The organism is Prochlorococcus marinus XMU1402, assembly GCF_017696205.1.
In the GTDB taxonomy this organism is placed as follows: domain Bacteria; phylum Cyanobacteriota; class Cyanobacteriia; order PCC-6307; family Cyanobiaceae; genus Prochlorococcus_A; species Prochlorococcus_A marinus_AC.
In genome coordinates, this window is record NZ_JAAORD010000001.1 from 277956 (window position 1) to 304106 (window position 26151).

Sequence of the window (26151 nt, forward strand, 5' to 3'; positions counted from 1 at the left end):
CAGTTATTTTTTGGTTTTGAAATCATTTAATAGACCATTTTGGGTTATCAAGTTTTTTGATTTTTTGGCTTCTACTTAAGATTTCAGAGAGTGGCGTAATAACGAAATTCCGATTCATGAATCTAGGGTGAGGTAAAGTTAATTCTTCGTCAACTGTGTGAAAATCTTCCCACCAAAGAATATCTAAATCGAGACATCTTGATAGCCATTTCTTCCCCATTGGCGTTTTTTCTCGTCCGAAAAATCTTTCTAACTTTTTAAGTTCTTTTAAAAGTAACTTCGCTTTTTTATTTGATGGTTTTGGAAAGGAATTACTTTTTATAAGCAATAGAGTATTTAAATAATTTGGCTGCTCATTTTCAACTCCATGAGGTAATGTCTCGTAAATTGAAGACCAAAAAAAGGTTGCATGAAATTTTATTTTCTCTTCTTTTTTTTTGTTGGAATGATCTCCCCACTCATTTATTATTTCTTCTATTTTTGGTCTGCAAATTAATAGTGTCTCAAGAGGGCTTCCGAATTTACTATCAATATTTGCTCCGAGGGATATACATAGTCCATTTTTGATATTAAGATTTGATAATTCCACTACAAAAAACAAAGTTATTGGATAAATTCTATATCAGGCATTTTTAAAGTGATTTTGAACCCAGAGTTAAAAGAAAAAAGAGAAATAAAAGATTTAATGAAGTCGAAGGATTCTTTTAGAGCTTTCCCTTTGGCGGCAATTACAGGTCATAGTTTATTGAAATTATCTTTGCTTTTGGCAGCAGTTGATCCTAGCTTAGGAGGAGTGATTATCGCTGGCGGAAGAGGTACTGGCAAGTCAGTATTGGCTAGGGGTTTGCATACTTTGCTTCCTCCTATAGAGGTTTTAGATATTGAATCAATACTGGAAAAGTTGACTAAGAGAAATAGTAATACTTCATTAAGACCTATTGGTAGGAATCTAGATCCAGATAAACCAGCGGAATGGGATATTAGTACTAACAAATTGTTAGAGGAGGCAATTGGAAGTGATTATTTGAATCAAACTGAAGAAATTCCAAAAAAAGTAAGAGAAGCCCCATTTATTCAGGTTCCCATTGGCATAACTGAAGACAGACTTGTTGGATCAATTGACGTCGCTGCCTCATTAAGTACGGGCGAACAAGTTTTTCAGCCTGGAATTTTGGCTGAGGCTCATAGAGGTGTTCTTTATGTTGATGATATAAATTTATTGGATGATGGCATTGTAAATTTAATTCTTGAAGCTACAGGAAGAGAGAAAAATAATATTGAAAGAGATGGTTTAAGCCTTTCTCATCCTTCCAAGTCACTTTTAATAGCGACTTATAATCCTGAAGAAGGTGTTTTAAGAGATCATGTTTTAGATCGTTTTGCTATTGTGCTTTCCGCAGATCAATCTATTGATAATGCTCAAAGAGTTGAGATTACAAAATCTGTTTTATCACACGCAGAAAATAATATTAAATTTTCAGAAAAATGGTCTGAAGAATCTGATAATTTATCCACTCAATTAATTTTGGCAAGGCAATGGTTAAAGGATGTCAAGATAACAAAAGAGCAAATAACCTATTTAGTGAATGAAGCTCTTAGAGGAGGAGTAGAAGGGCATAGGTCAGAATTATTTGCTGTAAAAGTAGCGAAGGCTAATGCAGCTCTTCGAGGCGATGACAATGTAAATTCTGAAGACCTAAAAGTCGCAGTAAGGTTAGTTATTCTTCCACGAGCAATGCAAATACCTCCAGAAGATGATGATATTCAACCACCACCTCCAGAGGATCAAAGTCCACCACCACCGCCTCAATCAAATAATGAAGAGTCTGAACCTGAGACTAGTGAAAATAATAATGAGCAAGACCAAGAACAAGAAGATAATTCTGATGGAGAAGAAGAATCTACTCCCGAAATACCTGAAGAATTCATATTAGACCCTGAAGCATGTATGGTTGATCCTGATTTATTGCTTTTTTCATCAGCTAAAGCTAAAGCAGGGAATAGCGGGAGTAGATCAGTCATATTCAGTGACAGTAGAGGAAGATATGTAAAACCTATTATTCCAAGAGGTAAAGTAAAAAGAATTGCTGTAGATGCTACCCTTCGAGCTGCTGCTCCTTATCAAAAATCGAGAAGATTAAGAAACCCTAATAAATCAATAGTTATTGAAGAAAATGATTTTAGGGCAAAGCTTCTCCAAAAAAAGGCTGGGGCTTTAGTAATTTTTCTAGTTGATGCTAGTGGCTCTATGGCTTTAAATAGAATGCAAAGTGCCAAAGGGGCTGTAATAAGACTTTTAACAGAGGCATATGAGAATAGAGATGAAGTAGCTCTTATTCCTTTTAGAGGTAATCAGGCCGAAGTGCTTTTGCCTCCAACAAGATCAATAACTGCTGCAAAAAGAAGGTTGGAAACAATGCCTTGTGGTGGAGGATCCCCTTTGGCTCATGGACTAACTCAATCAGCAAAAGTAGCAAAAAATGCACTTTCAACAGGAGATATAGGTCAAGTCATTGTCGTGGGGATCACTGATGGACGAGGAAATGTACCATTAGGATTATCTCTAGGACAAAATGAGGTTGCAGAAAAAAATAATAAGGATGATAATGTCGATTTAAAGCAAGAGGTGCTTGATATTGCTGCAAAATATCCCATGCTTGGGATAAAACTCTTAGTAATTGATACAGAGAGAAAATTTATAGCAAGTGGATTTGGTAAAGAATTAGCAGAGGCAGCTCAAGGAAAATATGTCCAACTGCCAAAAGCTACTGATAAAGCAATCGCAGCTATGGCTTTAAATGCTATAAATGAATTCTAAATATTTCTTATGGATAAATTTCGTTAAGGAATTTTGAAAGTCCAATCGTTAAATCTCTTATAGATTTCATTAATTCTTTATCATCTTTTAATTGTATAAAATCATCACTCATATCATCTATTTTGCTAGAGATAGATCTAGCCGCATTAATCGTTAATTTAATGTCATTAAGGGTTTCTTTATCATCGATAAATGACAAAATATTATTCAAATGATCAGCAGCAATCGTAATTTCATTAATTAGAGGTTTAATTCTAAGTATTTCTTGTTTCGATAAATAAATTAATTCATCAAGGTTTTCTTGGGTTTTATCAAATTGATCAATAGAGTTGACTATGTTTTCTATTAAGTTTTCTTGATTTGATACTTTTAAAATTTGACTTATTCTATTAGTTATATTTGAAAGACTTGATAGTTGTTTCCCAGTGATAATGTCACCCTGACAAACAATTAATTTGGAATCGCATTTTTCTGATGTAGGTTTTGCGATGTTTTTAGGAATTATTTTTTCACTTGTTTCTAAAGCAACTTGCACATCTCCTCCAAGAAAAGAATTTGTAACCACTCTTGCAAATGCTGGCTTAGGGAGAACAATTTCAGGATTATTTAAAAATATTTTTGCTTTAATTGATTCATTAGTAAAAATGATATCTTCTATTGACCCTACTAAAATTCCTCTGTAGGTAACTGGCGATTTTTTGGATAAACCACTTGCGTTATTGAATTCCGCAAAGAGATACCAATTTTTTGAAGATAATCTTACTCCCCTCAGCCAAAAAGAAAAAAATGTAAATATCAAAATTCCTCCTAACAAGGAAAATCCAACTATTGAGTCTCGTAAGCTTCTACGCATAATTTCTAAATGTCTTTAGGTTGCATTGGACCATCAAGTTTCCCATGTCTAAATTGAAATACATAGGGATCATCACTTTCTTTGAATTCATCAATAGAACCTGCCCATCTAAATCTTCCTCCATAAAGCATTACAACTTTATCTGATGTCCTTTCTATAGTACTAAGAACATGGCTAACAACAATAGATGATCCTTTCGCTTTATCATTTGTCTTATTAATCAAATCTTCAATTCTAGATGAGGCAATTGGATCAAGACCTGCAGTCGGCTCATCAAAAAGTAATAAAGGTTTAGTTTGTGAATTAAGAGTTGGATCCGTAATTAAAGCTCTAGCAAAACTTACTCTTTTTTGCATGCCTCCGCTTAATTCGTTCGGAAGTTTTTTTTCAACATTGAATAAACCCACTTCAGCCAAACAATCACTTACGATTTCATGGATTAACTTTTTGGATAAGTTTTTATTTTTTCTTAGGAGAAAACCTACATTTTCTTCAATAGTTAAAGATCCCAGTAATGCTGGGTTTTGAAAAACTAGTCTTACATCAGGAGGATTATTTTGATCTAATCTTAAATATGATTGTTTTTCACCAAATATCCTTAATTCTCCTTTAGTAGGTAAAATCAAGCCTGCTAATATTTTTAGAATTGTTGATTTACCCGACCCTGAAGGGCCAACAATAGCTAATTTTTCTCCCTCATTAAGTTCAAAATTTAGTTGCTTAAGTACATTAATTTCACCCCAGCTTATCGAGAGGTTTTTTGCTTCAATTGCGTGTTTTGATTTTTTCAAAACCTATAAATGGAAAAATTCATCTTCCTTTACATATTGCCTATTTTTAGAAATAAAAAAAGTATGTTTTAATTTGATTTATAATGAATTTATGAAGTTTTAAATTAATTTGAGAAAAATAATTAAAGAGGTTTTTAATGAATAAGCGTAGAACAAGAATAAGTAGGCACTATAAATATTTTAAAAAGTCTAATTTTGGCTTAGTAAACAAAATTTCGCGAATCTTAAGTTGGCTTTTGCCAGGACTTGTTATCAAAAGATGGATGATGACATCTGCAATAGGATTTTTGACTTCATTATTAGGAATTGCAATATGGACAAATTTAAGGCCACTTTATTGGCTTATTGAAGTCTTTTTTTGGTTAATGACAGGTTTAACTAGTATCTTGCCTGTTTCATTATTGGGACCATTAATCTTCGTTGTTGGACTTTTATTAATCGGGATTGGACAAAATAGAAGTATCAACTCTATTCAAAAAGCACTTGTTCCGGAAAAAAGTACATTCTTAGTTGACGCATTGAGAGTTAAGAGTAAATTAAACAGAGGTCCTAATATAGTTGCGATTGGCGGAGGTACTGGATTATCTACTTTATTGAAGGGTCTCAAAAATTACAGCAATAATATTACAGCAATCGTAACTGTTTCAGATGATGGTGGAAGTAGTGGAATTCTTAGGAAACAGTTAGGTGTCCAACCTCCAGGAGATATTAGAAATTGTTTGGCTGCTTTATCAAACGAAGAACCCATTTTAACAAGATTATTTCAATATAGATTTTCAGGTGGAAGTGATTTAGAGGGACATAGTTTTGGAAATTTATTCTTATCAGCTTTAACAACCATTACAGGAAGTTTAGAAAAAGCAGTACAAGCATCCAGTAAGGTTTTAGCGGTTCAAGGTCAAGTTCTACCTTCAACGAATATTGATGTTATTTTATGGGCTGAATTAGAGGATGGTAAAAAAATTTTTGGAGAAAGTAATATCAGTAAATCTCAAAAAGCAATTTCAAGGATTGGTTACTTACCTGAAAATCCTTCTGCACTGCCAAGTGCTCTCGAATCTATAAAAGAAGCCGACTTAATTGTTCTTGGCCCTGGTAGTTTATATACTTCTTTATTGCCAAACTTATTAGTGCCAGAAATAGTAGATGCTTTATTGCAAAGTAATGCTCCTAAAATTTACATTAGTAATTTGATGACTCAGCCTGGTGAAACAGATGGACTTGATGTTTATAAACATATTAAATCAATAGAAAAACAATTATCAAACTTTGGAGTTAATACTCGAATTTTTAACGCAATCTTATCTCAGATTCATTTTGAAAAGTCTCCACTAGTGGATTACTACGAGAGTAGAGGTGCAGAACCAGTCAAATGTAATAAAGAAAAATTATTATCTGAAGGCTATTATGTTTTGCAGGCACCATTGTACTCAAAAAGGATAACCCCAACTCTGAGGCATGACCCTAGAAGGCTGGCAAGAGCGGTTATGTTTATGTACCGAAAATTAAAGAAATTAAACTAATAAGCATCTTGAAGTTCATAGAAATCTGGCTGAATATAATCTTTTCTTAATGGCCATCCTCTCCAGTCTTCAGGCATCAAGAGTCTTTTGGGATTAGGGTGATCAGTAAAATTTATTCCATACATGTCATAAGTCTCTCTTTCTTGCCAATCGCTTCCTTTAAAGATTTTATATAAACTAGGGATCGATAAATTAGAGTCTCTTTTCAAAAATACTTTTAATCTAACTTCTTTTATTTTTTCAATCTTTTGTAGATCATCAACAGTTATAAAATGATAGAAACTAACAAGATTTTTACCTGGTCCTTCGTCATAACCACCTTGACATTGGAGATAGTTGAAACCGTAATTTCTTAAGGCAGTTACTGCTTCATATAATTTGTTAGGTTCCACAGAAATGATTTCAATTCCTAAGTGATCATTAGATAAAGATTGATTTGGAATCCCATCTTTAGACAAGGATTGACTTATAAATCCATCTTTTTCTATCGAAGTATCTGAGGATTTGGCTAAACCGTCTTTTTCCATTACTTTTCTTCAGAATTAATAATTTCAGTTTTTTCAGAGTTTTCAGGAAATTCAGTTATTTTTTCTTTTTTGGAGGAAGGAATGGCTTTAGCTGAAGTTTTACTTAGATATTCACCTGTATTTTCTGAGAAAACAAGATTCATTTCATGATCAGATGTTATGTATCTGTGGGTTTGTTCTGATTTTGCACGCTCTAAAATTGATTCATTACCAACTTTTTTTCTTAATTTTATGACTGCATCAAATATTGCTTCTGGCCTTGGGGGACAGCCTGGAAGGTATAAGTCAACAGGTATTAATTTATCAACACCTCTGACCGCGGTGGTAGAGTCTGCGCTAAACATACCTCCTGTAATTGTACAAGCACCCATAGCAATAACATACTTTGGTTCTGGCATCTGCTCATAAAGTCTTACCAAGGCTGGTGCCATTTTCATCGTTACTGTTCCTGCAACTATTAATAAATCTGCTTGCCTTGGCGAGCTTCTAGGTACTAATCCAAATCTATCAAAATCAAATCTTGAACCAATTAAAGCAGCAAATTCTATAAAACAACATGCTGTTCCATATAAGAGGGGCCATAGACTACTTAGTCTAGCCCAGTTGTGAAGATCGTCTAAACTTGTCAATATTATGTTTTCACTTAAATCCGTGGTAACTTGCGGAGCACCAAGTGGATTACAAGTACCCTCTCTGATTTCTCTTATTGTTTTTGGGGATAATTGTGGATTCAATTTTTTAACTCCATTCTAAAGCACCTTTTCTCCATGCGTAAGCCAAAGCGATAACGAGTATTGCAATGAAAATTAATGCCTCAATAAATGCTAACAAGCCTAATCTATTAAAGGCAACAGCCCAAGGATAAAGAAATACTGTTTCAACATCAAATATAACGAAAACTAAGGCGAACATGTAATAACGAATATTAAATTGAATCCATGCTCCTCCTATAGGCTCCATTCCTGATTCATATGTTAGTTTTCTTTCCCCAGTTCTGCCTTTAGGGGCAACTATGAGATTAGTAACTAGAGCCAATATTGGGACAGCAGCCGCAATTAGGAGGAAACCTAAAAAATATTCATAACCTGATAATAAAAACATCTTAAAAAATTAATTTTGAATAAAAGTCGCTTAATTTAGCAAAATCTTTTAAAGTTCTTAAAGAATAATAATAAACCGTGAGTGAAAACATTCAACCAGCCTCTGAGGAAAACAAAATAGTTGAAAACTTTGAGAAAGAAGAACTTTCTAAAAACTCCTCTGGAGCAAATGTTGAACAACCTCTCATTAATTTAGAACAAAATAGATTTGAATGTAGAAGCTGTGGATACATTTATGATCCTTCCGAAGGAAATAAAAAATTAAACATACCCAAAAATACGCCTTTTTCAGAGTTGGATGGGAATACCTTCGCATGCCCCGTCTGCCGGGCTGGCAAAAACTTTTATAAGGATATAGGTCCTAAATCTAAACCTAGTGGTTTTGAAGAGAATTTGGTTTATGGCTTTGGTTTTAATAGTTTACCTCCTGGACAAAAAAATATATTGATTTTTGGAGGGCTGGCCTTTGCTGCTGCTATGTTCCTTTCTTTGTACTCTTTGCATTAATATATATAAATGAAAAAAATTATTACCAGTATTCCCAATCTTCTTTTAACAGTTCTTCTTTGTTTTGTATTAAGCAGTTGTTCATCTACAGGAGTAAAGATGAGTGATAGCAGCCCTTGGAAAACAATTCAATTTGAGGACCAAGCTAATGCTTTAGATATTGATTTTATAGATGATAAAAATGGATTTCTAGTAGGTTCTAACAGACTTATTATGGAATCTAATGATGGTGGAGAAACTTGGGAGAAAAGAAATTTAGACTTACCAAGTGAAGAGAACTTTCGTCTATTAGATATTGACTTCAAAGGTGAAGAGGGATGGCTAATTGGTCAACCTTCCTTGGTTATGCATACAATTGATTCGGGAAAAAATTGGACTCGTTTATCACTAGGTAATAAATTACCCGGTCAACCGTTTTTAATAACAACTGTCAATGTTGGGGTTGCAGAATTGGCTACCACTGCAGGAGCAATTTATGAAACATCAGATAGTGGTGAATCATGGAATGCAAAAGTTGTAGACGCGTCCGGTTCTGGAGGTGTAAGAGATTTAAGAAGAACTAATAAAGGAGATTATGTAAGCGTTAGTAGCCTGGGTAATTTCTTTTCCACTTTGGAAAATGATAGTGATGCATGGATAGCGCATCAAAGAGCAAGTAGCAAAAGGGTTCAAAGTATTGGTTTCAACCCAGAAGGAAGTTTATGGATGCTTTCCAGAGGAGCAGAAATTAGATTTAATGAAGATACTAACGACCTAGAAAATTGGTCAAAGCCTATAATACCTATTCTTAATGGATACAATTACTTAGATTTGGGATGGGATCCAAATGGTGATATATGGGCTGGCGGTGGTAATGGAACTTTAATAGTAAGTAAAGATCAAGGTAAAACTTGGGAAAAAGATCCTATCGCTTCTGAATTACCTACGAATTACATTAAAATATTATTTCTTAATAAAGAGTCTTTAGATAATCAAAAAGGTTTTGTCCTTGGCGAGCGTGGTTATATCCTTAAATGGAATAGCTAAGTTTGAATAACTTTAGTAAAAAGTAAAAAAAAACTTAATTTTTGACAGATTTAGCAACTGTCTGTAACCAAGCTGTTAATTTCTTCACGAACTTATGATTTTACACTGTAAGATCATAGGGTAAACATTTGTGATTATGGCCGCAGGTTCAACGGGTGAACGCCCATTCTTTGAAATAATCACCAGTATTAGGTACTGGATTATTCATGCAGTGACATTACCAGCTATTTTTATAGCAGGCTTCTTATTTGTTTATACAGGTTTAGCCTATGATGCTTTCGGAACTCCTCGTCCAGACAGTTATTTCCAATCATCTGAATCTAAAGCGCCTGTTGTAACCCAAAGATATGAAGCTAAATCTCAACTAGATTTAAGAACAAAATAACAATGACTAATTCTCAAGCTCCAATGCAGGCTGCTGAAGTCCGCGTTTATCCTATATTTACTGTTCGTTGGCTAGCAGTTCACGCTTTAGCTATACCATCAGTATTCTTTTTGGGTTCTATTGCTGCAATGCAATTTGTAGCCCGATAAAATTAACTATCATGCAAGTAAACGAAAATCCTAACAAAGTTCCAGTTGAACTTAATCGTACCAGCCTTTATTTAGGCTTATTATCAGTCTTTGTATTGGGAATACTATTTTCCAGTTACTTTTTCAATTAAACTAAAATTATGAGTAAATTAAAAGGACCTGATGGAAGAATTCCAGATAGACTTCCCGACGGTAGACCAGCAGTTGCATGGGAAAGAAGATGGACTGAAGGAACACTTCCTCTATGGCTTGTTGCTACAGCAGGTGGAATTGCAGTCATCTTCGTCTTAGGAATCTTCTTCTATGGCTCATACCAAGGAGTGGGAGCAGGAGGCTAACAAATACTTAACTTTGGCCTTATAATCACTTAAAACTAATAACCCTAATAAGAATCAGTAAATATCCTCAGTTTCTCTTTTGTGGAACTTGGGATATTTCTTTTTTGCGTTATCAATCCATCTTTTAATGAAAAATGTGATTTACTTTTTGGCCTTTCTTTCTCGATTAATTTAGCTATCTCAAAGATTATTTTATTGGCAACTTCAGTATTAGACCTAAGATTATCCAAAACCATCTCTACTGAAACTTCTTGATGTGTTTGATGCCAGCAATCATAATCAGTAACCATAGATAATGAAGAGTATGCTATTTCAGCCTCTTTAGCTAATCTTGCTTCTGTATGGTTCGTCATTCCTATTATTGAACATCCCCAACTTCTATATAAATTAGATTCTGCTCTAGTTGAGAAAGCGGGACCTTCCATTGCTAGATAGGTACCCCCTCTATGTAATTGTCTACCTCCAGGAATATTTTTTTCTCCGACTTCACTTAATATACGGCATAAATTTGTGCAGAAGGGGTCTCCCATGGTTACGTGTGCTACAGCCCCCTCATTAAAGAATGTTGCTGGTCTATTTTTTGTACGGTCTATAAATTGATCTGGCACCACTATATCCAGTGGCCTTATTTGTTCTTGTAATGAGCCAACTGCTGATGGAGCTATAATCCATCTTACTCCAATTGATCTTAAAGCCCAAATATTAGCTTTGTAAGGGATTTCAGAAGGATTTAATTTATGTGTTCTGCCATGTCTAGGAATGAATGCTATCTCTAGATTTCCAAGATTATATACTCTTATTGAATCAGAGGGTTTACCATAGGGAGTATTGATTTCTATTTCTCTTAAGTAATCTATTTGATCCATTGAATAAAATCCACTCCCTCCAATTACTCCTAGTTTTGATTTTTCAATTGGTAATAAATGTTCTTTATTCATTGTGATGTAAATGACTTTTAATCATCTAGTACTAATTGGAGGAGGACACACAAATGTTCTTTTAATGAGGAAATGGTTAATGTGTCCTAAATTAATGCCAGAAATTCCTGTTTCAATTATATCTAGAGATTCTCATTTGGTTTATTCGGCGATGTTTCCATCGGTCATTTCAAAATCAATTCATTTAGAAGAGAGTTTAATTGATATAAAAACTTTAGCAAAAAATGTAAAAGTATCTTTTATAGAAGAAGAAGTAAAGGATATTGATTTCAATTTAAAGAAAATTGTTTTAAGTAATAGACCTTCAGTTAATTATTCGAAGTTGGTTCTTAATTATGGAAGTCAAACAATAATTCCAAAAGAATTTGAGCCCCTAGTTAAAAATCGAAATGCTTTTTCAATTAAACCTTTTTTAAAGGCTTATGACATAATACAGAAAGAGGACATTTTTGATTCATTTAATGAACTTCCATTTGTAATCGTTGGGAGTGGCCTTGCTGCAATAGAAGTATCATATGCTTTGAGAAAAAGATGGAAATATAGATCTTTAAAACTATTATGTGATTCAAGAAAAATTAATTATAAAATTCTAAAAAGTTTGCGTAATTTTAATATTGATTTAGTTGAAAAACTTAATTTCGATTATGGCAAAATTCTTTTATCTACAGGAAATACATCTCCTTTATGGGCACAAAAAAAATTATTAGATTCGGATTCTCATGGCAGAATAATTACAAATCGGAACTTGCAGTTGAAAAGTATATCTGGAATCTTTGCTGTGGGTGATTGCGCAGTTATAGAATCAGCAAAAAGACCAGCATCGGGAGTTTTTGCAGTAAAAGTTGTAAATACATTAGTCCAAAATTTAAAAAAGGATATGGAAGGGGGATCATTAAAAAAGTGGTTTCCCCAAAAGATCGGAATGCAAATAGTTAATGTATTTCCAAGTCATAATCCAAAGGCTTTTGCTATTTATCGCAATTTTGTTTTTGGCCCTTCTTTTCTTTTCTGGATTTTAAAACATAAAATTGATCTGAAATTTATTAACAAGTTCAGATCAAAAAGGCTTATTATGAATAGTAGTGGAAAAAATATTACATTAAATGATTGTAGAGGATGTGCAGCTAAAATTCCTCAGTTTGTACTGAATAAATCCTTAATAAATTCTAATTTAGATTCTTTTGCTGCATCCCCTGAAGACTCAGTTGAGATTTATCAAAATGGTCAAGAAATTATTCTGCAAAGTGTAGATGGATTTCCTTCTTTGGTAAGTGATCCTTGGCTCAATGCAAAAATTACTACTTTGCATGCTTGCTCAGATTTGTGGGCATGCGGGGCAAAACTGTCATCTGCGCAGGCTTTGATATCATTACCAAATGTTGAAAGAGAATTTCAGAGTTACCTCTTTTCTCAATCTCTTCAAGGGATTAAATCAACAGTTGAGGATCATGGAGGTGAATTACTTGGAGGCCATACTTTCGAGGCAAGAAGTTTGGCAACTAAACCTTTTTCATTAGGAATAGATATTTCTTTAACTGTTCAGGGGATCCTGAAAAATGGAGCAAAACCATGGCTTAAATCTGGAATGAATGATGGAGATATTCTTATGATGTCTAGACCTCTCGGAGTTGGGATATACTTTGCCGGTCAAATGCAAAATATTAATATGTTCGGTAGTTCTTCTCAAATCATTAATAATTTAGTTAAGAGTCAGCAATATTTGATTGATGAAATTTATTTTTTTCAAAATCAATTTAGAGAATCCTTAGTCAATGCTGCTACTGACATCACTGGATATGGATTTATTGGACATCTTAAAGAGATGGTTGAATCCTCTAATTTATATAGGGAAAGAAATAATCTTGAGCCCGTAAAAGTTTTATTAGATTTATTAGCATTTAAAGCTTATCCAGGGGTATTTGATTTAATAAGAAAAAATATTAAAAGTACTTTCTTTGAATCTAATAAAGAAATTTTTGACAAAATTTATAAAGGAAATCAACAAAAAAGAATAATTAATTTTATAAACGAAAATTCATTAGATAAAGAGACTTTGAACGAGAGAATATCATTATTATTAGATCCCCAAACATGTGGCCCTTTATTGATTAGTTGCAGTCGTAAATATGAAAATATTCTTAAAGATAAATGGTATAAGGTTGGAGAAGTTGTGAAAATGTAATCAATTTCTCTTCAAGTTGTCAATTTCCAAATATCTTAATCTTTTGATTTCCTTTCCCATTTCCTTCCCTTGCTCCCACCCTTCTTTTTTTAATGTTTCTCCATCTTTTTTTGATTTTATGAATTTGTAAATAAATAACCACTTAAACAAGTTACGCCAGTATGGAACCCCATCACAAATTAATAATTTAATTGTCTCGTCATTAAGGTTTCTGCTTTCAATAAATTCTGTCCAACTTGATGGAGAAAAATGCATCAATTTTTCTTGGTTGGTTTTTAATATCTTTTTTATGTTTAAATAATCTTCTAATATTTTTTTTTCACCATGATTTATCAAAAATCTTTGGCATCCTTTCTCTAAATCTTCTGCATCTTTTAATAAGTAAAGTATGTAATTCCCATTCAACTTCTTGATCCAGCTTAGTCCTCTTAAAAACCTTTTATCGACTTTAATATTTTTATTTAAGATTGAGATAATTTTCCATTTATTAATTATCAAAATTACATTATTCAAATTATCGTGTTTGCATATTTCAGCTAGTTCCATCCTTGTTCGTATACTGAGTGCAGGAGGGTAAATTATTTTCTGATGAGTTTCTGAACTTTTCCATGGCCATTGTCTAACTGTTTCTTGAGATTGTTTGAGTGAATTTTTTGAAATATTGAAATCTAACCTTGAAGCATATTTTGCACATCTAATTAATCTACTTGGATCATCTGAAATACTATTACTATGAAGTAAGTTCAATTTTTTACTTTTTATATCAGAAATTCCTCCATAAAGATCATAGATTTTCCTCGTCGAGACCTCGAAGGCTATTGAATTTATAGTAAAATCTCTCCTCTTAAGATCCTCCTCAATAGTACTTTTAGTTACTTTGGGATTTAACCCTGGAGCAGGGTAAATTTCTTTTCTTGCAGAAGCAATATCAATTTTATAGTCATTAATATTTATTTCTACAGTGTTGTATAAATTAAATTCCTTTATTAAACATAAATCTACATTTACTATATTTTTTTTTATAAATTTTGCCAAAGCAATGGAGGAGCCCTCAATAACAAGATCAATATCTACAGGCTTAGAAAAAGGTTTTTTATGGAATTTACTAATTAATAAATCTCTTAAATAACCGCCAACAAAAGCTACTTTAGTATTTTTATTGGATTCTATGTATTTAGTAATTAGGTTATATAGATTAAATGGAGTTTTGATTAATTCCCTTTGGATGTAATCAGATATATCGTTCATGAGTTTTAACTTACATAACGAATTGGCGCTAATCTGGGATCTAGAATTTTACTTCCTTTATCACCAAATTTTACTGCTAAAGATATTTTTTCCCCACTCCCAAATATATGTATGATTTCGCCTTTCCCAAATTTTGAGTGAATTAGCTTATCTCCAACAATCCAGCTTTTCCCTTTACTAGGCCCTGAATATAATTTCCTTACTGCATTTATTGGTTTGTTAACAAATTCATTTGGATTGTTTCGATCAACTCTTGTTAAACGATCAAGATGCCAATCTCTTCTAATTGAAGCACCACCAGTTTGTGGTAATTCGCCATCCATTAAATCTTCAGGTATTTCTGAGAGAAATATTGAAGGAATTGTTGCTTCACGCATTCCACCCCATAATCTTCTTTCTCTGGCATGACTTAAGAAAACTCTTTCTTTAGCTCTTGTAATTCCTACGTAACATAATCTTCTTTCCTCTTCAAGAAGTGAGGGAGTATCTATTGATCTATGGCTAGGGAAGAGACCTTGTTCTAGCCCAGTAATAAAAACATTTTGAAATTCTAAACCTTTACTATTGTGCAGAGTCATAAGAGTTACAGAGTTGGGATTATTTTTCTGCGTATCATTATCAGTTGTTAAGGCTGCTGTAGAAAGAAATCCCTCTACATCCCCACTTTCTGTCTCTTCTTCATATTGAGTGGCGGCATTAATTAGTTCTTGTAAGTTATTTCTTCTATCTTCAGATTCTTCAGTCCCACTTGATAGCAAGTCACTTAAATAACCACTTTTTTCTAATATTAATTGTAGTAGTTGAGCAGGGCCTGAATTTTCTAGGTAACACAGTAGATCATTCATAACTTTAGTAAATTTATTAATTCCTTTTGATGATCGACCTATTGTTTCTTCAAGACTTTGCTTATCATTAAGAACCTCCCATAATGGAATATTTAACCTGTTAGATAGTTCATTAAGTTTTTGAATAGTAGTCTTACCAATCCCTCTTCTAGGAACATTTATGATACGTAAAAGACTAACGTTATCTGAAGAATTAACTAGAACTTTCAGATATGCTATTGCATCTTTAATTTCCCTTCTATCATAAAAACGCAATCCTCCGAAAATTGTATAAGGAATGCGCCACCTTACAAGAGATTCTTCTAATACTCTTGACTGAGCTCTAGTTCGATATAAAATTGCAAAATTTTTCCAAATTGGTTTCTGATTATTATTGTTTAGCAATTTAATTTTATTGGTAATTGCTTCTGCCTCGGAAATTTCATCATCACAGCTGAGTAACTTCAAAAGCTCCCCCTTTTCTTTAGTAGCCTTTAAAACTTTGTCAATTCTTTCAGAGTTGTTTTCAATTAGTGAGTTTGCAGCATCAAGGATATTAGATGATGACCTATAATTTTCTTCTAATTTAATTAGAGATGATTTAGTATTGTCATAAAGTGAATTTTTAAAATCCTCTTGAAAACCAATTAGAATCCTAAAGTCAGCTGCTCTGAAACTATAAATGCTTTGATCAGCATCTCCTACTACAAAAATTGACCTATCTTCCCAACTAAAGAATTTTTTTGGTTCAGTATTTCCAGCAGTTATTAATTTTATAAGTTCATATTGTGTTCTATTTGTATCTTGATATTCGTCAACTAAAATATGTTTGAATCTTTTGTGCCAGTAATCTCTGACTATGTCATTTTGCCTCAATAAGAAAACAGGCAAAAGTAGAAGATCATCAAAGTCTAAAGAATTATTTTTTGAAAGAGAAATCCTATATCTCTTATAGGCTTCTGCAACTGTTTTATCAAAATTATTATCTGCTTTTGCTAAAAGATCATTCGAATTTAAGCATTGATTTTTAGCATTACTTATTAATCTTTTAATCTTTTTAGGATCATATCTTTTAGGGTCAAGATTCATATCTTGACTGATAATTTCTTTTACTAATGTTTGAGAATCTGTTTCGTCGTAAATTGAAAATTGTCTTGTCCATTTTAGGCCTTCTGGATCAGTATATTTTTCAATATCGTATCTCAGAAGTCTTGAAAATAAAGAATGGAAAGTACCGATCCAAAGGTCTTGAAGCCTCTCTTGGTGAACGTTTGTTCTTAATTGATTTTGATCAATTTCTTTGAGAGTTGTCCAAGGCTGACCAAATTGATTAAAAGCTAATTCTTGGGCTAGAAGAACCTCTAATCTTGCTTTCATTTCTTTAGCAGCTTTGTTAGTAAAAGTTACTGCGAGAATGTTATAGGGATCTATAGAGTTATTTTCAATAAGATTTGCAATTCTGTGCGTAAGAGCCTTAGTTTTTCCGCTTCCTGCGCCTGCTACAACTAATAGTGGCCCATAGACATGTTTTACAGCTTGAAGTTGCTCATTGTTTAAGGACTTAAAAAGGAAATTGTTGGTTTGAGACACTTTTGGAAGGGTTTTTCAAAAATCAGACTTTATTACGAGTTTCAGATTCCATTTCTAGGTCTTCTAACGCTTTTTTTAAGTTTATAAGTTCGTTATTGTTATTAATTATTTCTTCAAATTTATTTTGAGGCATCCTTAATTTCGTACTTCTGTCAAGAATTTCTTTTTCCAATCTCTTTTTATATGAGAAAATAAGTTTCTTTGATAATTTTAAATCTTGTTGATCCAAAACTTTACTAAATCGTATTTTTATATTAGCGGAAAAAAGTTTTTTATTTGAATTATTTTAACTATCACTTTGGAATGAAGTTATTAATTAAGAAGCGTTGCGTTAATTTTGAAATTGTATTGTTTTTACTAGCTTTGTACTATTCTAAGATTCGAACTTTAATTTTTTAAATTTAATAATGTCAGTTTTAAAGAATAACCAACTATTTTCCGCTGATAAGAAATTAAATGATTTAAGCAATATAAAAGAATTTATTAATAGTGCAAACTCAAGACTAGATGCAATAAGCTCAATTACCAATAATTCACATGCAATTGCAGCAGACGCTGTAACAGCAATGATTTGCGAAAATCAAGATTCAGTTAATTCAAAAATATCTTTAAACACAACTAATAAGATGTCCGTTTGTTTAAGAGATGGAGAAATAATCCTAAGGATTGTTGCTTATCTTTTAATTTCTAATGACGAATCCGTTTTAGAAAAAAATTGTTTGAAGGATCTTAAAAATACTTATCTTGCCCTTGGGGTACCTTTAAGAAATGCAAGAAGGGTTTTTGAATTAATGCGAGATGCAACCATCTCTGATCTAAATTCTACAGTTAATAATATGCAGGGAAACAAAGGCTTCCTTCCTGATTTAATTTCTGAAACAGAGTTTCAATTTGAAAGGATAATTAATCTTTTAAACTAGATAAATTTCTTATTTCAGAAGTGTGGGAAGTCTGTATTACTGAGTCATTTTCTAGATTTCTAATAGTAGAGAATCTAGATCTTATGTGAGTGGACAAAAATGAAATTCTTTCTTCAGAAACTGTTGATTTGTAAAAAGTTTTAATGTGCAAATTATTTTGTTCATCAACGAAATAATTGGATGATGAAATAAAAGATTCAGTATAACCTTTATTTCGTAAAACAATTCCTGAATTTTCATCGTTGGGTAAAAATATCAAAATTGTTTCATCTCCCTCACTTATATCATCGTCTTCCCAATCACTAGTAGATTGCCATTTTATAGAAATAGCTATGCTCTTTAGGTTTAAAATTAATTTGTAATTTTTAAAAATATCAGTAACTTTTTTATTTTTAGTGTTGATATGTTTTATGTAAATCTTACTAGTTGAGTTTTCAAATTCTTGAAAAGCTAAAGTATGAGTGCTTCTTATGGATTTCCACTCTCCTATACTTTTATCTATAAATTGATTAATTGTTGTTAGATTCTTCGTCAAGTTTATCTTCTGCGGAATGATTTTCTGCTTTTTGAATCATTCTTACCATTGAATCCACCATTAATCTCTTTGCAGAAGTTACTTTTAATCCAGAAGGAGTGGTTGATATTTGTTCTCCAGGGCGATCATATGAAGTTGGTCTAAATGGAGTCATTTAAGAACTTTAAAAAAATTAATCGCCTTCTATTCTTACATGAATTCTTATTCATATAGTTTTTCTTTGCAAAAATGTCATATCTCTCTTCTTTTTAGTACAGAATTTTTAACTTTTTTGTTATTTAGTCATTTTATTTTTTGCTAATCCTGAAAGAGTCGCTAAAGCAAACATTCCCAAAAGAGCAATTCCTAGAAATAATCCTGCTCCTTGGCTAACTCCAGCTCCCACTGCTACAAGTATAGAGTCACTAATTAGAAGACTTATTATTAATGCTGGAGTAAATATTTTCCATCGAGTTCCTCCAATACCAATTGCATAGCTTAGAAAATCAAAAAGGCCAGTCATTAGTAAACCAGTCATAAGAAAGAAATTTTCTTCTAGTTGGTTCTGATTAAAACTTTCAATCTTTTTCATTGCTTTCGGTCCTACTAAATTACGTACAGGAACCCGACCGTAATTTCTTGCAATAAAGAAAGCAGCTTGACAAAAAACGATATCTGAAAAGATTATTGTCACATAACCTTTTTGAAATCCTAGTAATGATCCTGCTAGCAGAGAATAAGCAGAACTTGGAAGAGCAGGTAAAATAATACTTACTCCTCTAAGTATGAATATTCCAAAAGGAGCCCAAATCCCCATACTTTCTATTTTGTTCCTTAGAGGTTCAATCCCATAATTTTGGATTAAATAAATCAATACAACAAATATTGCAATAAAAAAAACTACTGAGAGAAATTTCTGTATTTTATTCATTATTTTTCTAATAAATTTATTGGAAGTGAATTCTTAATTTTAATATTTGATTGTATCTATAATAGAAATACTAATCAATAAAAATTTTTACAAATTTTTAATCTTATATTTCTTCCTAATAAAAGATTTTTGTATTCCATAAGTAGTCATGTTTGATTCTAAGAATAAAGTCAATTCAGTATTTTTTAGAAATATCATTTATTTAGTCCTTTCGATTATAGTTTCCTTTTGTATTTCAATAAAAAAATCAGATGCTTTGCTTCATGAATGGGTTGGAGTTCCTAAAAGTGAATATGGAGAACAGTTATGGGATAGGCAAAGTATTAAAAGGAATAAAGATGGTTCTGTAAGAGTATTGAGTAAATTTATTCCCAAAACAAAAAGTGAAATTACAATTGATATTCTTTATACAATGGATATAAATTGTTTTGAAAAATCGTTCAGAGACGTTGATGTCTCAATAGATGAAGTAAATAGTAATTTCAATAATTTCGCTGATTGGCAAGATCCAAATGGAGATGAACTAATTTTGGGTGTGATAGGTCAAGTCTGCAGAGTCGAAAACTAAAAAATTTAAATTTCTTGGAATAAAATAAAAATTAAGTTTCTTGATTTCTGGAAAATATAAAAACTCTTTATAGAAAAGGTTTTAAAAGTGCCAGGACCCAGATTTGAACTGGGGACACGGCGATTTTCAGTCGCCTGCTCTACCAACTGAGCTATCCCGGCTCCAACCTATATACTCTAAATTAAGATGTGTAGTTTGTGAAACCCTTTTAATTAAAAATTTTATATCTTCATCAAATATCCCCAAAAAACTTCTATTTTGAGTTAACCGCTAACAAAGCAGTACCAAATGAAGTAGTTTTTTTACATGAAACTATTGGTATATTGATAATTTTTTCTCTTATTTTTCTCCACTGAGGGTTTTTTGAACCTCCTCCAATAGTAATAATTTTCTTTGGAAGAGAACCTGTTAGTTCGCCTAGCTTTTCCCATCCTTTCAATTCGATCCTAGCTAGCCCCTCAAATAATGCATGTAAATAAAGTGAGTCGCTTATTGGCCTTGGACCAAGTATCGGCTCTAAATTAGAATTATTGATAGGAAATCTCTCTCCCTTACTATTAAGAGGTAAAAGATTTATAGAAGTGTTTTTCGATGGATTTATTTGTCGACTGAGCTCTTTTAATTCTACATCAGAGAAGAACTGAGACAAGATACCGCATCCTGCGTTTGATGCTCCTCCACATATCCAATCGCCGTTTACTCTATGGTTTGTAATTCCTTGTTTTTTTATAGGGTTATCAATAATTTTCTTAACTACAATAGTTGTTCCTAAAACTGTAAGACCATCTTCTTTACCTAAACCTGCAGCTATTACACTTGCATTAGAATCAGTGGTTCCTGAGATTAATATTAATTTCTTATTCAAGTTAAATCTTTCTGCTAAATTAAAATTCACTTTTCCCAAAATTTTCCCACTTTTTACTATTTGAGGTAGGCATTTTTCCCATGAAGTATTGAGATAGCTTTTTGGCCATGATTCTTTTTTTAGATCCCAACCAAGTTTTAAATTATTACCTTCTTCTCCATGAGTCCAATCTTTTAAAAACCAACCAGTGATCCAATCAGATTGATGTCGTAAAAGTATATTTGTCCCATATTTATCTATTAGTTTTAATGCTTTAGCAAGACTACTATATGGACTTCGTAAATGATCTTCTTCAAAAGTTAAAGATTCAAGAAGGACCTTTTGTTCATTACATGCTTGGTAATATGGTATCGCTTTTCCCATCGGCTGCCCTTCGAAATCTAATGCTGTCAAAGTTCCTGAGGTACCAGATATAGCCAATTTACTTAGGTTGCTTTTAACCTCAATAGGTATATTATCTAAGAGTTTTTCACAAGAATTGATCCAAGAATTTGGATCTTTAAAGCTGTATTCATATGAAACTGAATTCGAATATATTAATTCCTTATCAAAATTAACTACAGATATCCTTACACCACTGGTTCCAAAATCTAACCCTCCAAAAAAATTATTAGGCATATAATAAAATTTTACAAAAATTCTTTCGATGCCTCCGCCAATTGGGCTGCTTTTTTTTCTACATTTTCCCAAGGAAGCTCAAGATCTCTTCTGCCAAAATGTCCGTAAGAGGCTGTCTTTCTAAAAAACTTCCCACCCATTTTTCGGGGTAGATTTCTTAAGTTGAATTCTTTTATTATTGCTGCAGGTCGCAAATCAAAGTGCTTATTAATAAGGTCAGTCAAATTAGCTTGAGAAATAATACCAGTATCAAAAGTTTCAACTAGTATGGAAATTGGTTTTGCGACTCCAATGGCGTAACTTAATTGTACTTCAGCCTTTTTTGCTAATTTTGCCTTAACTATACTTTTTGCTACATAACGCGCTGCATAAGCGGCTGATCTATCAACTTTCGTGGGGTCTTTCCCCGAGAATGCACCACCTCCATGCCTTGCATACCCACCGTAAGTATCAACAATGATTTTTCTGCCTGTGAGCCCGGCATCTCCCTGAGGTCCTCCGACGACAAATTTTCCGGTTGGGTTTACTAGGAATTTTGTTTTATGAATGTTTGGTTTTATTTTTAAATCTTCAGTTGCTGGAATTACAACATTCCTCCATAAATCTTCTTTTATTCTTTGACGAATTTCTTCTTCATTCTTAATTCCATCAATTTCAGGATTATGTTGTGTTGAAATTAAGATGGTATTAATTGAGACAGGGACTCCTTTTTCGTAATCTATGCTTACTTGAGTTTTGCCATCAGGGAGTAAATAGTTAATAACGTTTTCATGCCTTACTTTGGCAAGTTGAATAGCTAATCTGTGTGCCAAGCTAATCGGTAGGGGCATCAATTCTGGCGTTTCATCACATGCATAACCAAACATTATTCCTTGGTCTCCAGCTCCAGTGTTGTTTTCCAAATCATCGTTAACATCATCTGCTTCGTTAACCCCTTGTGAAATATCTGGTGATTGCTCATCAAGAGCTACTAAAACAGCACAACTATTTGCGTCAAAGCCACCTGCTTTATAGCCTTCATATCCAATTTCTTTAATAACATTTCTAACAAGTTTTATGTAGTCAACCTTTGCTTTTGAAGTGATTTCTCCAGTAAGTAAGCAAAGACCTGTATTTACTACAGTCTCACATGCAACTCTGCTATCTGGATCTTCCGTCAATAAAGCATCAAGAACAGCGTCACTTATTTGATCGCATATTTTGTCAGGATGGCCTTCAGTTACAGATTCAGAGGTGAAGATGAAATCACTCATTAAAATATATATTTTGAATATTAAATCATATCCTAAATTAGACTATCGCTTCAGATCAATGATTGTAAATTTTAAAAAAAACTTGAATAAATAATCTAGTGATTCCAAATATCACTATTAAAAATATAAAGACTATTCTGTTTCGGTTGAGGCCATAGCTAGTTCTTCATTATCATCAGTTTGTTCAAACAACATTTGTTTGTATTTTGCAGCCATTTCCTCAGCTTTACTAAAAACTTTTTGAGGATCAGTTAGCATATCTCCTGGTTCAGGTTCAAGTGCTTTTGTAGATAATGAAATTCTTCCTCTTTCGGAATCAAGATCAATTATCATCACTTTCATTTGATCACTAACATTTAAAACATTATGAGGTGTCTCGATATGCTCATGACTGATCTCAGAAATGTGCAAAAGACCACTAACGCCTCCAATATCTATAAAGGCTCCATAAGGTTTAATACCTTTAACAGAACCTACAACAACCTCACCCACTTCAAGTCTGTTCATTTTTTTCTCAACCAAAGCTCTTCTATGACTTAGTACTAATCTGTTTCTTTCTTCATCAACTTCAAGAAATTTTAAAGGTAGATATTCACCCTCTAAGTCATCTTTGATTTTCCTCGCACTTATATGAGAGCCTGGGATAAAACCTCTCAGCCCCTCAACTCTTACAAGAGCACCTCCTCTATTTGTTGCAAAAACTTCAGAAAAAATAGTGGCATCTTCTTTTTGCAGTTGCCTAACCCTCTCCCATGCTCTTTGATACTCGATTCTTCTAATGGAGAGGGCCAATTGACCATCTTCATTTTCTTCACTCATTATGAAAAATTCTCTTCTTTCTGAAGGTTGTAATACATCATTCAATCCTTCAACTCTATTTATTGAAACCTCCTGAACAGGCATAAAAGCAGCTGTTTTTGCCCCTATATCTATCATGGCTCCTTTGGTTTCTAAAGCAAAAACAGTACCATTTACTAGATCGCCAGGTTTAAAGTTATAATCATATTTGCCCAAAAGTGATGCAAATTCTTCTTGTGTGAATCCAGCATTATCAAAATCTGCATTTGTTCGGCTAGAGGAAGAATCTGCCGAAGGAATATCTTCCTCATTTGGGGATACTGAATCTTTATCTAATTCAGATGAATTTTTAATTTCTTTATCTTCAGAAAGTTCTTTAATAGTTTTGGAAGAATTTTCGTTCATTTGTTATATCGCAGACTACCTTAGGTAGTTAGAAAGGAATGCTATGAGCCTGCAAACTGATAGCAAAAAACATTTGTGATAAGTATTCTACACTTTAAGATGCTTACTTTTATAAAATTGAAGCTAATTGGTTTTTTGAACTTCCCTTTAGAGATTCAAGAGTAGAAATAAAATCTTTTACCCCATTAAATTTTCTGTAAACTGAAGCATATCTTATATAGGCCACTTCGTTTTCTTTCCTAAGACATTTAAGTATTAATTCTCCAATTTTTGAAGACTTGATATCTTTGTTATTGTCTTGAAGAATTTGTGATTCAATACTATCTACAAAATTAATAATTGCTTCGCTACTGAAGTTGGTCTTTTCGCATGCTCTTGATATGCCAGTAAATAATTTTTGTTTATCAAATAGTTCTGTGCTCCCATCTTTTTTAATAACTGAAACTGGCATTGTTTCAACTCTTTCATAAGTTGTAAATCTAAAGCTGCAATTTAAGCACTCCCTTCTTCTTCGAACACTTTTACCACTATCAGCAGATCTTGATTCCAAAACTCTACTATCCGTGTTTTGACAGGTTGGACACTGCATGTAGTGAAATAAGCATAACTTTAACTCTAATAGTAGATTAAAATTTTAATTATGAAAAGTAAAAAAACCCTCTTGATTAAAGAGGGTTTTTTTTTTAGTTCATTTTCTATCAAATTTAGGGGGATCTCTAAATGCGACAGCAAAGAATAATGTAACAACTGCGAGAGTTAGAATAAGGACGTAGGCAAAAGCTTCCATAAGATTAAGTAATAAAGATTAGTTTAAACCCTTCCTGGGATTCTTCTTGTGGTTTCGTCACCAAGCTTCTTGAATAAACCAAATTCAACTTGGTCACCTATCTCAGCATCAATACCAGCAAAGGAATTTCTGTAAAGAGTTCTTGAAGCATGCCACCAGTGGCCAAACAAGAATAGCAATCCGAAACATAGATGCGCATATGTAAACCAGGCTCTAGGAGAGCTTCGGAATACACCGTCAGATTTGTAGGTTTCTCTATCGAACTTGAATGCTTCTCCAAGTTGAGCTTTTCTAGCTAATCTTTTAACTACTGCAGGATCAGTAAATGTTTGTCCATTTAGATCTCCACCATAAATAGTCGCAGTAATACCAGTTTGTTCGAATGAATACTTTGCTTCTGCTCTTCTAAATGGAATATCGGCTCTTACATTGCCTTCTTTATCTTCTAGTATCACTGGAAAGTTTTCAAAGAAATTAGGTATTCTTCTAACTTCTAATTCGTTACCATCCTTATCTTGAAAAGCAATGTGACCCTGCCAACCAGTTGGTAGACCATCACCATTAACAAGAGCTCCAACCCTGAACAATCCTCCTTTAGCAGGACTATTCCCAACATAATCATAGAAGGCTAATTTCTCTGGTATCGATGCATATGCCTCTTCTTTGGTGGCACCATTATCAATAGCAGCTTGAACCCTTCTATTAATTTCAGTCTTAAAATAACCTGAGTCCCATTGATATCTAGTAGGACCAAATAATTCGACTGGAGTAGTAGCTGAACCGTACCACATTGTGCCTGAGACAACAAAAGAAACAAATAATACAGCTGCTAAAGCACTGGCTAGAACTCCTTCAAGACTTCCAAGTTTTAAGGCTCTATAAAGCCTTTCTCCAGGTCTATTGGTAATGTGGAAGATACCTCCGATGATACCCATAAGCCCAGCTGCAATATGATTTGCTACTATTCCTCCTGGGTTGAAAGGATTAAAACCTTCTACTCCCCAGGAAGGGGCTACAGGCTCAACATGACCGGTTAAACCATAAGGGTCAGAAACCCAAATTCCTACATTTGCACAATGAAATGCTCCAAACCCAAAACAGGTAAGTCCAGCTAGAAGAAGATGAATTCCAAAAATTCTTGGTAGATCAAGAGCAGGCTCTCCTGTTCTTGAATCTTCCCATAAATCTAAATCCCAGTATGTCCAATGCCAAATAGAGGCCAACATTAATAGCCCACTAAAGACAATGTGTGCAGCTGCGACTCCTTCGAAGCTCCAGAATCCAGGGTCAACCCCTGTAGCACCTGTGATATCCCATCCGTTCCAACTACTTGTGATGCCAAGTCTTGCCATAAATGGCATTACGTACATTCCCTGTCTCCACATAGGATTGAGAACAGCATCAGAAGGATCAAAAATGGCTAATTCATAAAGAGCCATAGAACCGGCCCAGCCGGCTAATAATGCAGTATGCATAAGATGCACAGCAAGTAGTCGACCTGGGTCATTAATAACTACTGTGTGAACTCGATACCAAGGCAATCCCATCGGTTAATTTCTAGTAACTATGCTGAATAAACAGCTAAACATCACGATAGTAAGGGTTTTTTAGTCTTTGAGGGATTATTGTAAATAAATTTATTTTCTTGCGAAAATTGGCTAGATCGATTTGTATCACTGTAGTTACACGGAAT

Annotated in this window: 30 protein-coding genes and 1 tRNA gene; 11 read left to right on the forward strand and 20 right to left on the reverse strand. The window is 33.2% G+C overall.

Annotated features, from left to right (window positions below; genetic code table 11):
- Positions 1-22: 22 nt before the first annotated feature.
- The gene (folK, locus tag HA141_RS01505) at positions 23-589 is read right to left on the reverse strand and encodes a 2-amino-4-hydroxy-6-hydroxymethyldihydropteridine diphosphokinase (protein ID WP_209116402.1); all 567 of its coding nucleotides are present in this window, start codon (positions 587-589) and stop codon (positions 23-25) included.
- Positions 590-637: 48 nt separating this feature from the next.
- Here folK and bchD point away from each other — a divergent pair, with 48 nt between their 5' ends.
- Positions 638-2818: a magnesium chelatase ATPase subunit D gene (bchD, locus tag HA141_RS01510; protein ID WP_209116403.1), complete on the forward strand. Its 2181-nt coding sequence runs from the start codon at positions 638-640 to the stop codon at positions 2816-2818.
- 7 nt (positions 2819-2825) lie between these two features.
- Here bchD and HA141_RS01515 read toward each other — a convergent pair whose 3' ends face one another.
- Together HA141_RS01515 and HA141_RS01520 are read right to left on the reverse strand one after the other, a co-directional pair.
- A complete protein-coding gene (locus HA141_RS01515) occupies positions 2826-3671 on the reverse strand; it encodes an MlaD family protein (RefSeq protein ID WP_209116404.1) in 846 nt (281 codons plus the stop codon).
- 5 nt (positions 3672-3676) lie between these two features.
- Complete coding sequence (locus HA141_RS01520) at positions 3677-4462, reverse strand: ABC transporter ATP-binding protein (RefSeq protein WP_209116405.1); 786 nt, start codon at positions 4460-4462, stop codon at positions 3677-3679.
- A 137-nt stretch (positions 4463-4599) separates the two neighbouring features.
- On the opposite strand from HA141_RS01520, the gene HA141_RS01525 reads away from it, so the two are divergent.
- Complete coding sequence (locus tag HA141_RS01525) at positions 4600-5985, forward strand: gluconeogenesis factor YvcK family protein (RefSeq protein WP_209116406.1); 1386 nt, start codon at positions 4600-4602, stop codon at positions 5983-5985.
- Here the strand turns inward: HA141_RS01525 and HA141_RS01530 are convergent.
- From HA141_RS01530 to HA141_RS01540, 3 genes are read right to left on the reverse strand one after another with little or no spacing between them, the layout of a single operon-like run.
- Positions 5982-6512 carry an NAD(P)H-quinone oxidoreductase subunit J gene (locus HA141_RS01530; protein ID WP_209116407.1) on the reverse strand — a complete coding sequence of 177 codons (531 nt, stop codon included), beginning with the start codon at positions 6510-6512 and terminating at the stop codon, positions 5982-5984. The genes HA141_RS01525 and HA141_RS01530 overlap by 4 nt on opposite strands.
- On the reverse strand, positions 6512-7246 hold the full coding sequence (locus HA141_RS01535; RefSeq protein WP_209116408.1) for an NADH dehydrogenase subunit K: 735 nt from the start codon (positions 7244-7246) through the stop codon (positions 6512-6514). Before HA141_RS01535 ends, HA141_RS01530 begins: the two co-directional genes overlap by 1 nt.
- A 4-nt stretch (positions 7247-7250) precedes the next feature.
- Positions 7251-7613: an NAD(P)H-quinone oxidoreductase subunit 3 gene (locus HA141_RS01540; protein ID WP_209116409.1), complete on the reverse strand. Its 363-nt coding sequence runs from the start codon at positions 7611-7613 to the stop codon at positions 7251-7253.
- A 77-nt stretch (positions 7614-7690) separates the two neighbouring features.
- On the opposite strand from HA141_RS01540, the gene HA141_RS01545 reads away from it, so the two are divergent.
- The 6 genes from HA141_RS01545 (at position 7691) to HA141_RS01570 (ending at position 10017) form a co-directional block, all read left to right on the forward strand.
- On the forward strand, positions 7691-8119 hold the full coding sequence (locus tag HA141_RS01545; protein WP_209116410.1) for a rubredoxin: 429 nt from the start codon (positions 7691-7693) through the stop codon (positions 8117-8119).
- Between the two features lie 9 nt (positions 8120-8128).
- Positions 8129-9145: a photosynthesis system II assembly factor Ycf48 gene (locus HA141_RS01550; RefSeq protein ID WP_209116411.1), complete on the forward strand. Its 1017-nt coding sequence runs from the start codon at positions 8129-8131 to the stop codon at positions 9143-9145.
- A gap of 136 nt (positions 9146-9281) precedes the next feature.
- Positions 9282-9530 carry a cytochrome b559 subunit alpha gene (psbE, locus tag HA141_RS01555; RefSeq protein ID WP_002806020.1) on the forward strand — a complete coding sequence of 83 codons (249 nt, stop codon included), beginning with the start codon at positions 9282-9284 and terminating at the stop codon, positions 9528-9530.
- Positions 9531-9532: 2 nt separating this feature from the next.
- The gene (gene psbF / locus HA141_RS01560; RefSeq protein ID WP_011375863.1) at positions 9533-9679 is read left to right on the forward strand and encodes a cytochrome b559 subunit beta; all 147 of its coding nucleotides are present in this window, start codon (positions 9533-9535) and stop codon (positions 9677-9679) included.
- An 11-nt stretch (positions 9680-9690) separates the two neighbouring features.
- The gene (locus HA141_RS01565; RefSeq protein WP_002806119.1) at positions 9691-9810 is read left to right on the forward strand and encodes a photosystem II reaction center protein L; all 120 of its coding nucleotides are present in this window, start codon (positions 9691-9693) and stop codon (positions 9808-9810) included.
- A gap of 9 nt (positions 9811-9819) precedes the next feature.
- Entirely contained in the window at positions 9820-10017 is a 198-nt protein-coding gene (locus HA141_RS01570) for a photosystem II reaction center protein J (RefSeq protein ID WP_011375864.1), read from the forward strand.
- Between the two features lie 44 nt (positions 10018-10061).
- Here the strand turns inward: HA141_RS01570 and mtnP are convergent, their stop codons facing one another.
- Positions 10062-10955: an S-methyl-5'-thioadenosine phosphorylase gene (gene mtnP / locus HA141_RS01575; protein WP_209116412.1), complete on the reverse strand. Its 894-nt coding sequence runs from the start codon at positions 10953-10955 to the stop codon at positions 10062-10064.
- Positions 10956-10965: 10 nt separating this feature from the next.
- Between mtnP and selD the strand changes: the two genes are divergently transcribed.
- Entirely contained in the window at positions 10966-13137 is a 2172-nt protein-coding gene (gene selD, locus HA141_RS01580; protein WP_209116413.1) for a selenide, water dikinase SelD, read from the forward strand.
- Here selD and HA141_RS01585 read toward each other — a convergent pair whose 3' ends face one another.
- Genes HA141_RS01585 through HA141_RS01595 form a run of 3 tightly spaced genes read right to left on the reverse strand, consistent with a single transcriptional unit; the run spans position 13138 to position 17028 of the window.
- The gene (locus HA141_RS01585) at positions 13138-14385 is read right to left on the reverse strand and encodes a CCA tRNA nucleotidyltransferase (protein ID WP_209116414.1); all 1248 of its coding nucleotides are present in this window, start codon (positions 14383-14385) and stop codon (positions 13138-13140) included.
- 5 nt (positions 14386-14390) lie between these two features.
- Entirely contained in the window at positions 14391-16799 is a 2409-nt protein-coding gene (locus tag HA141_RS01590) for a UvrD-helicase domain-containing protein (RefSeq protein WP_209116415.1), read from the reverse strand.
- A gap of 22 nt (positions 16800-16821) precedes the next feature.
- Entirely contained in the window at positions 16822-17028 is a 207-nt protein-coding gene (locus tag HA141_RS01595) for a hypothetical protein (protein ID WP_209116416.1), read from the reverse strand.
- A gap of 178 nt (positions 17029-17206) precedes the next feature.
- On the opposite strand from HA141_RS01595, the gene HA141_RS01600 reads away from it, so the two are divergent.
- On the forward strand, positions 17207-17719 hold the full coding sequence (locus tag HA141_RS01600; RefSeq protein WP_209116417.1) for an R-phycoerythrin subunit beta: 513 nt from the start codon (positions 17207-17209) through the stop codon (positions 17717-17719).
- Here HA141_RS01600 and HA141_RS01605 read toward each other — a convergent pair.
- The 3 genes from HA141_RS01605 to HA141_RS01615 form a co-directional block, all read right to left on the reverse strand.
- Positions 17703-18254, reverse strand: a complete 552-nt coding sequence (locus HA141_RS01605) for a phycobiliprotein lyase (RefSeq protein WP_209116418.1) — start codon at positions 18252-18254, stop codon at positions 17703-17705. The genes HA141_RS01600 and HA141_RS01605 overlap by 17 nt on opposite strands.
- Positions 18229-18408 (reverse strand): hypothetical protein, encoded by a 180-nt coding sequence (locus HA141_RS01610; RefSeq protein ID WP_209041848.1) that lies wholly within the window; start codon positions 18406-18408, stop codon positions 18229-18231. The genes HA141_RS01605 and HA141_RS01610 overlap by 26 nt, the downstream gene beginning before the upstream one ends.
- Positions 18409-18528: 120 nt before the next feature.
- Positions 18529-19164, reverse strand: a complete 636-nt coding sequence (locus HA141_RS01615; protein ID WP_209116419.1) for a TVP38/TMEM64 family protein — start codon at positions 19162-19164, stop codon at positions 18529-18531.
- 148 nt (positions 19165-19312) lie between these two features.
- Here HA141_RS01615 and HA141_RS01620 point away from each other — a divergent pair, with 148 nt between their 5' ends.
- Positions 19313-19732 (forward strand): hypothetical protein, encoded by a 420-nt coding sequence (locus HA141_RS01620; RefSeq protein ID WP_209116420.1) that lies wholly within the window; start codon positions 19313-19315, stop codon positions 19730-19732.
- Positions 19733-19820: 88 nt separating this feature from the next.
- Here HA141_RS01620 and HA141_RS01625 read toward each other — a convergent pair.
- The 7 genes from HA141_RS01625 to psbB all read right to left on the reverse strand — a co-directional run bounded on the left by HA141_RS01625 (position 19821) and on the right by psbB (position 26005).
- Positions 19821-19893 (reverse strand) — tRNA-Phe (locus HA141_RS01625).
- Between the two features lie 92 nt (positions 19894-19985).
- The gene (locus HA141_RS01630; RefSeq protein ID WP_209116421.1) at positions 19986-21215 is read right to left on the reverse strand and encodes an FGGY-family carbohydrate kinase; all 1230 of its coding nucleotides are present in this window, start codon (positions 21213-21215) and stop codon (positions 19986-19988) included.
- Between the two features lie 11 nt (positions 21216-21226).
- Positions 21227-22468 (reverse strand): methionine adenosyltransferase, encoded by a 1242-nt coding sequence (gene metK, locus HA141_RS01635; protein ID WP_209116422.1) that lies wholly within the window; start codon positions 22466-22468, stop codon positions 21227-21229.
- A 132-nt stretch (positions 22469-22600) separates the two neighbouring features.
- On the reverse strand, positions 22601-23671 hold the full coding sequence (locus HA141_RS01640) for a S1 RNA-binding domain-containing protein (RefSeq protein WP_209116423.1): 1071 nt from the start codon (positions 23669-23671) through the stop codon (positions 22601-22603).
- Positions 23672-23780: 109 nt separating this feature from the next.
- Positions 23781-24260 carry a transcriptional regulator NrdR gene (nrdR, locus tag HA141_RS01645; protein ID WP_209116424.1) on the reverse strand — a complete coding sequence of 160 codons (480 nt, stop codon included), beginning with the start codon at positions 24258-24260 and terminating at the stop codon, positions 23781-23783.
- A gap of 99 nt (positions 24261-24359) precedes the next feature.
- On the reverse strand, positions 24360-24458 hold the full coding sequence (locus HA141_RS01650; protein WP_011131951.1) for a photosystem II reaction center protein T: 99 nt from the start codon (positions 24456-24458) through the stop codon (positions 24360-24362).
- A 23-nt stretch (positions 24459-24481) separates the two neighbouring features.
- Positions 24482-26005, reverse strand: a complete 1524-nt coding sequence (gene psbB, locus HA141_RS01655; protein WP_209116425.1) for a photosystem II chlorophyll-binding protein CP47 — start codon at positions 26003-26005, stop codon at positions 24482-24484.
- Positions 26006-26151 lie beyond the last annotated feature (146 nt).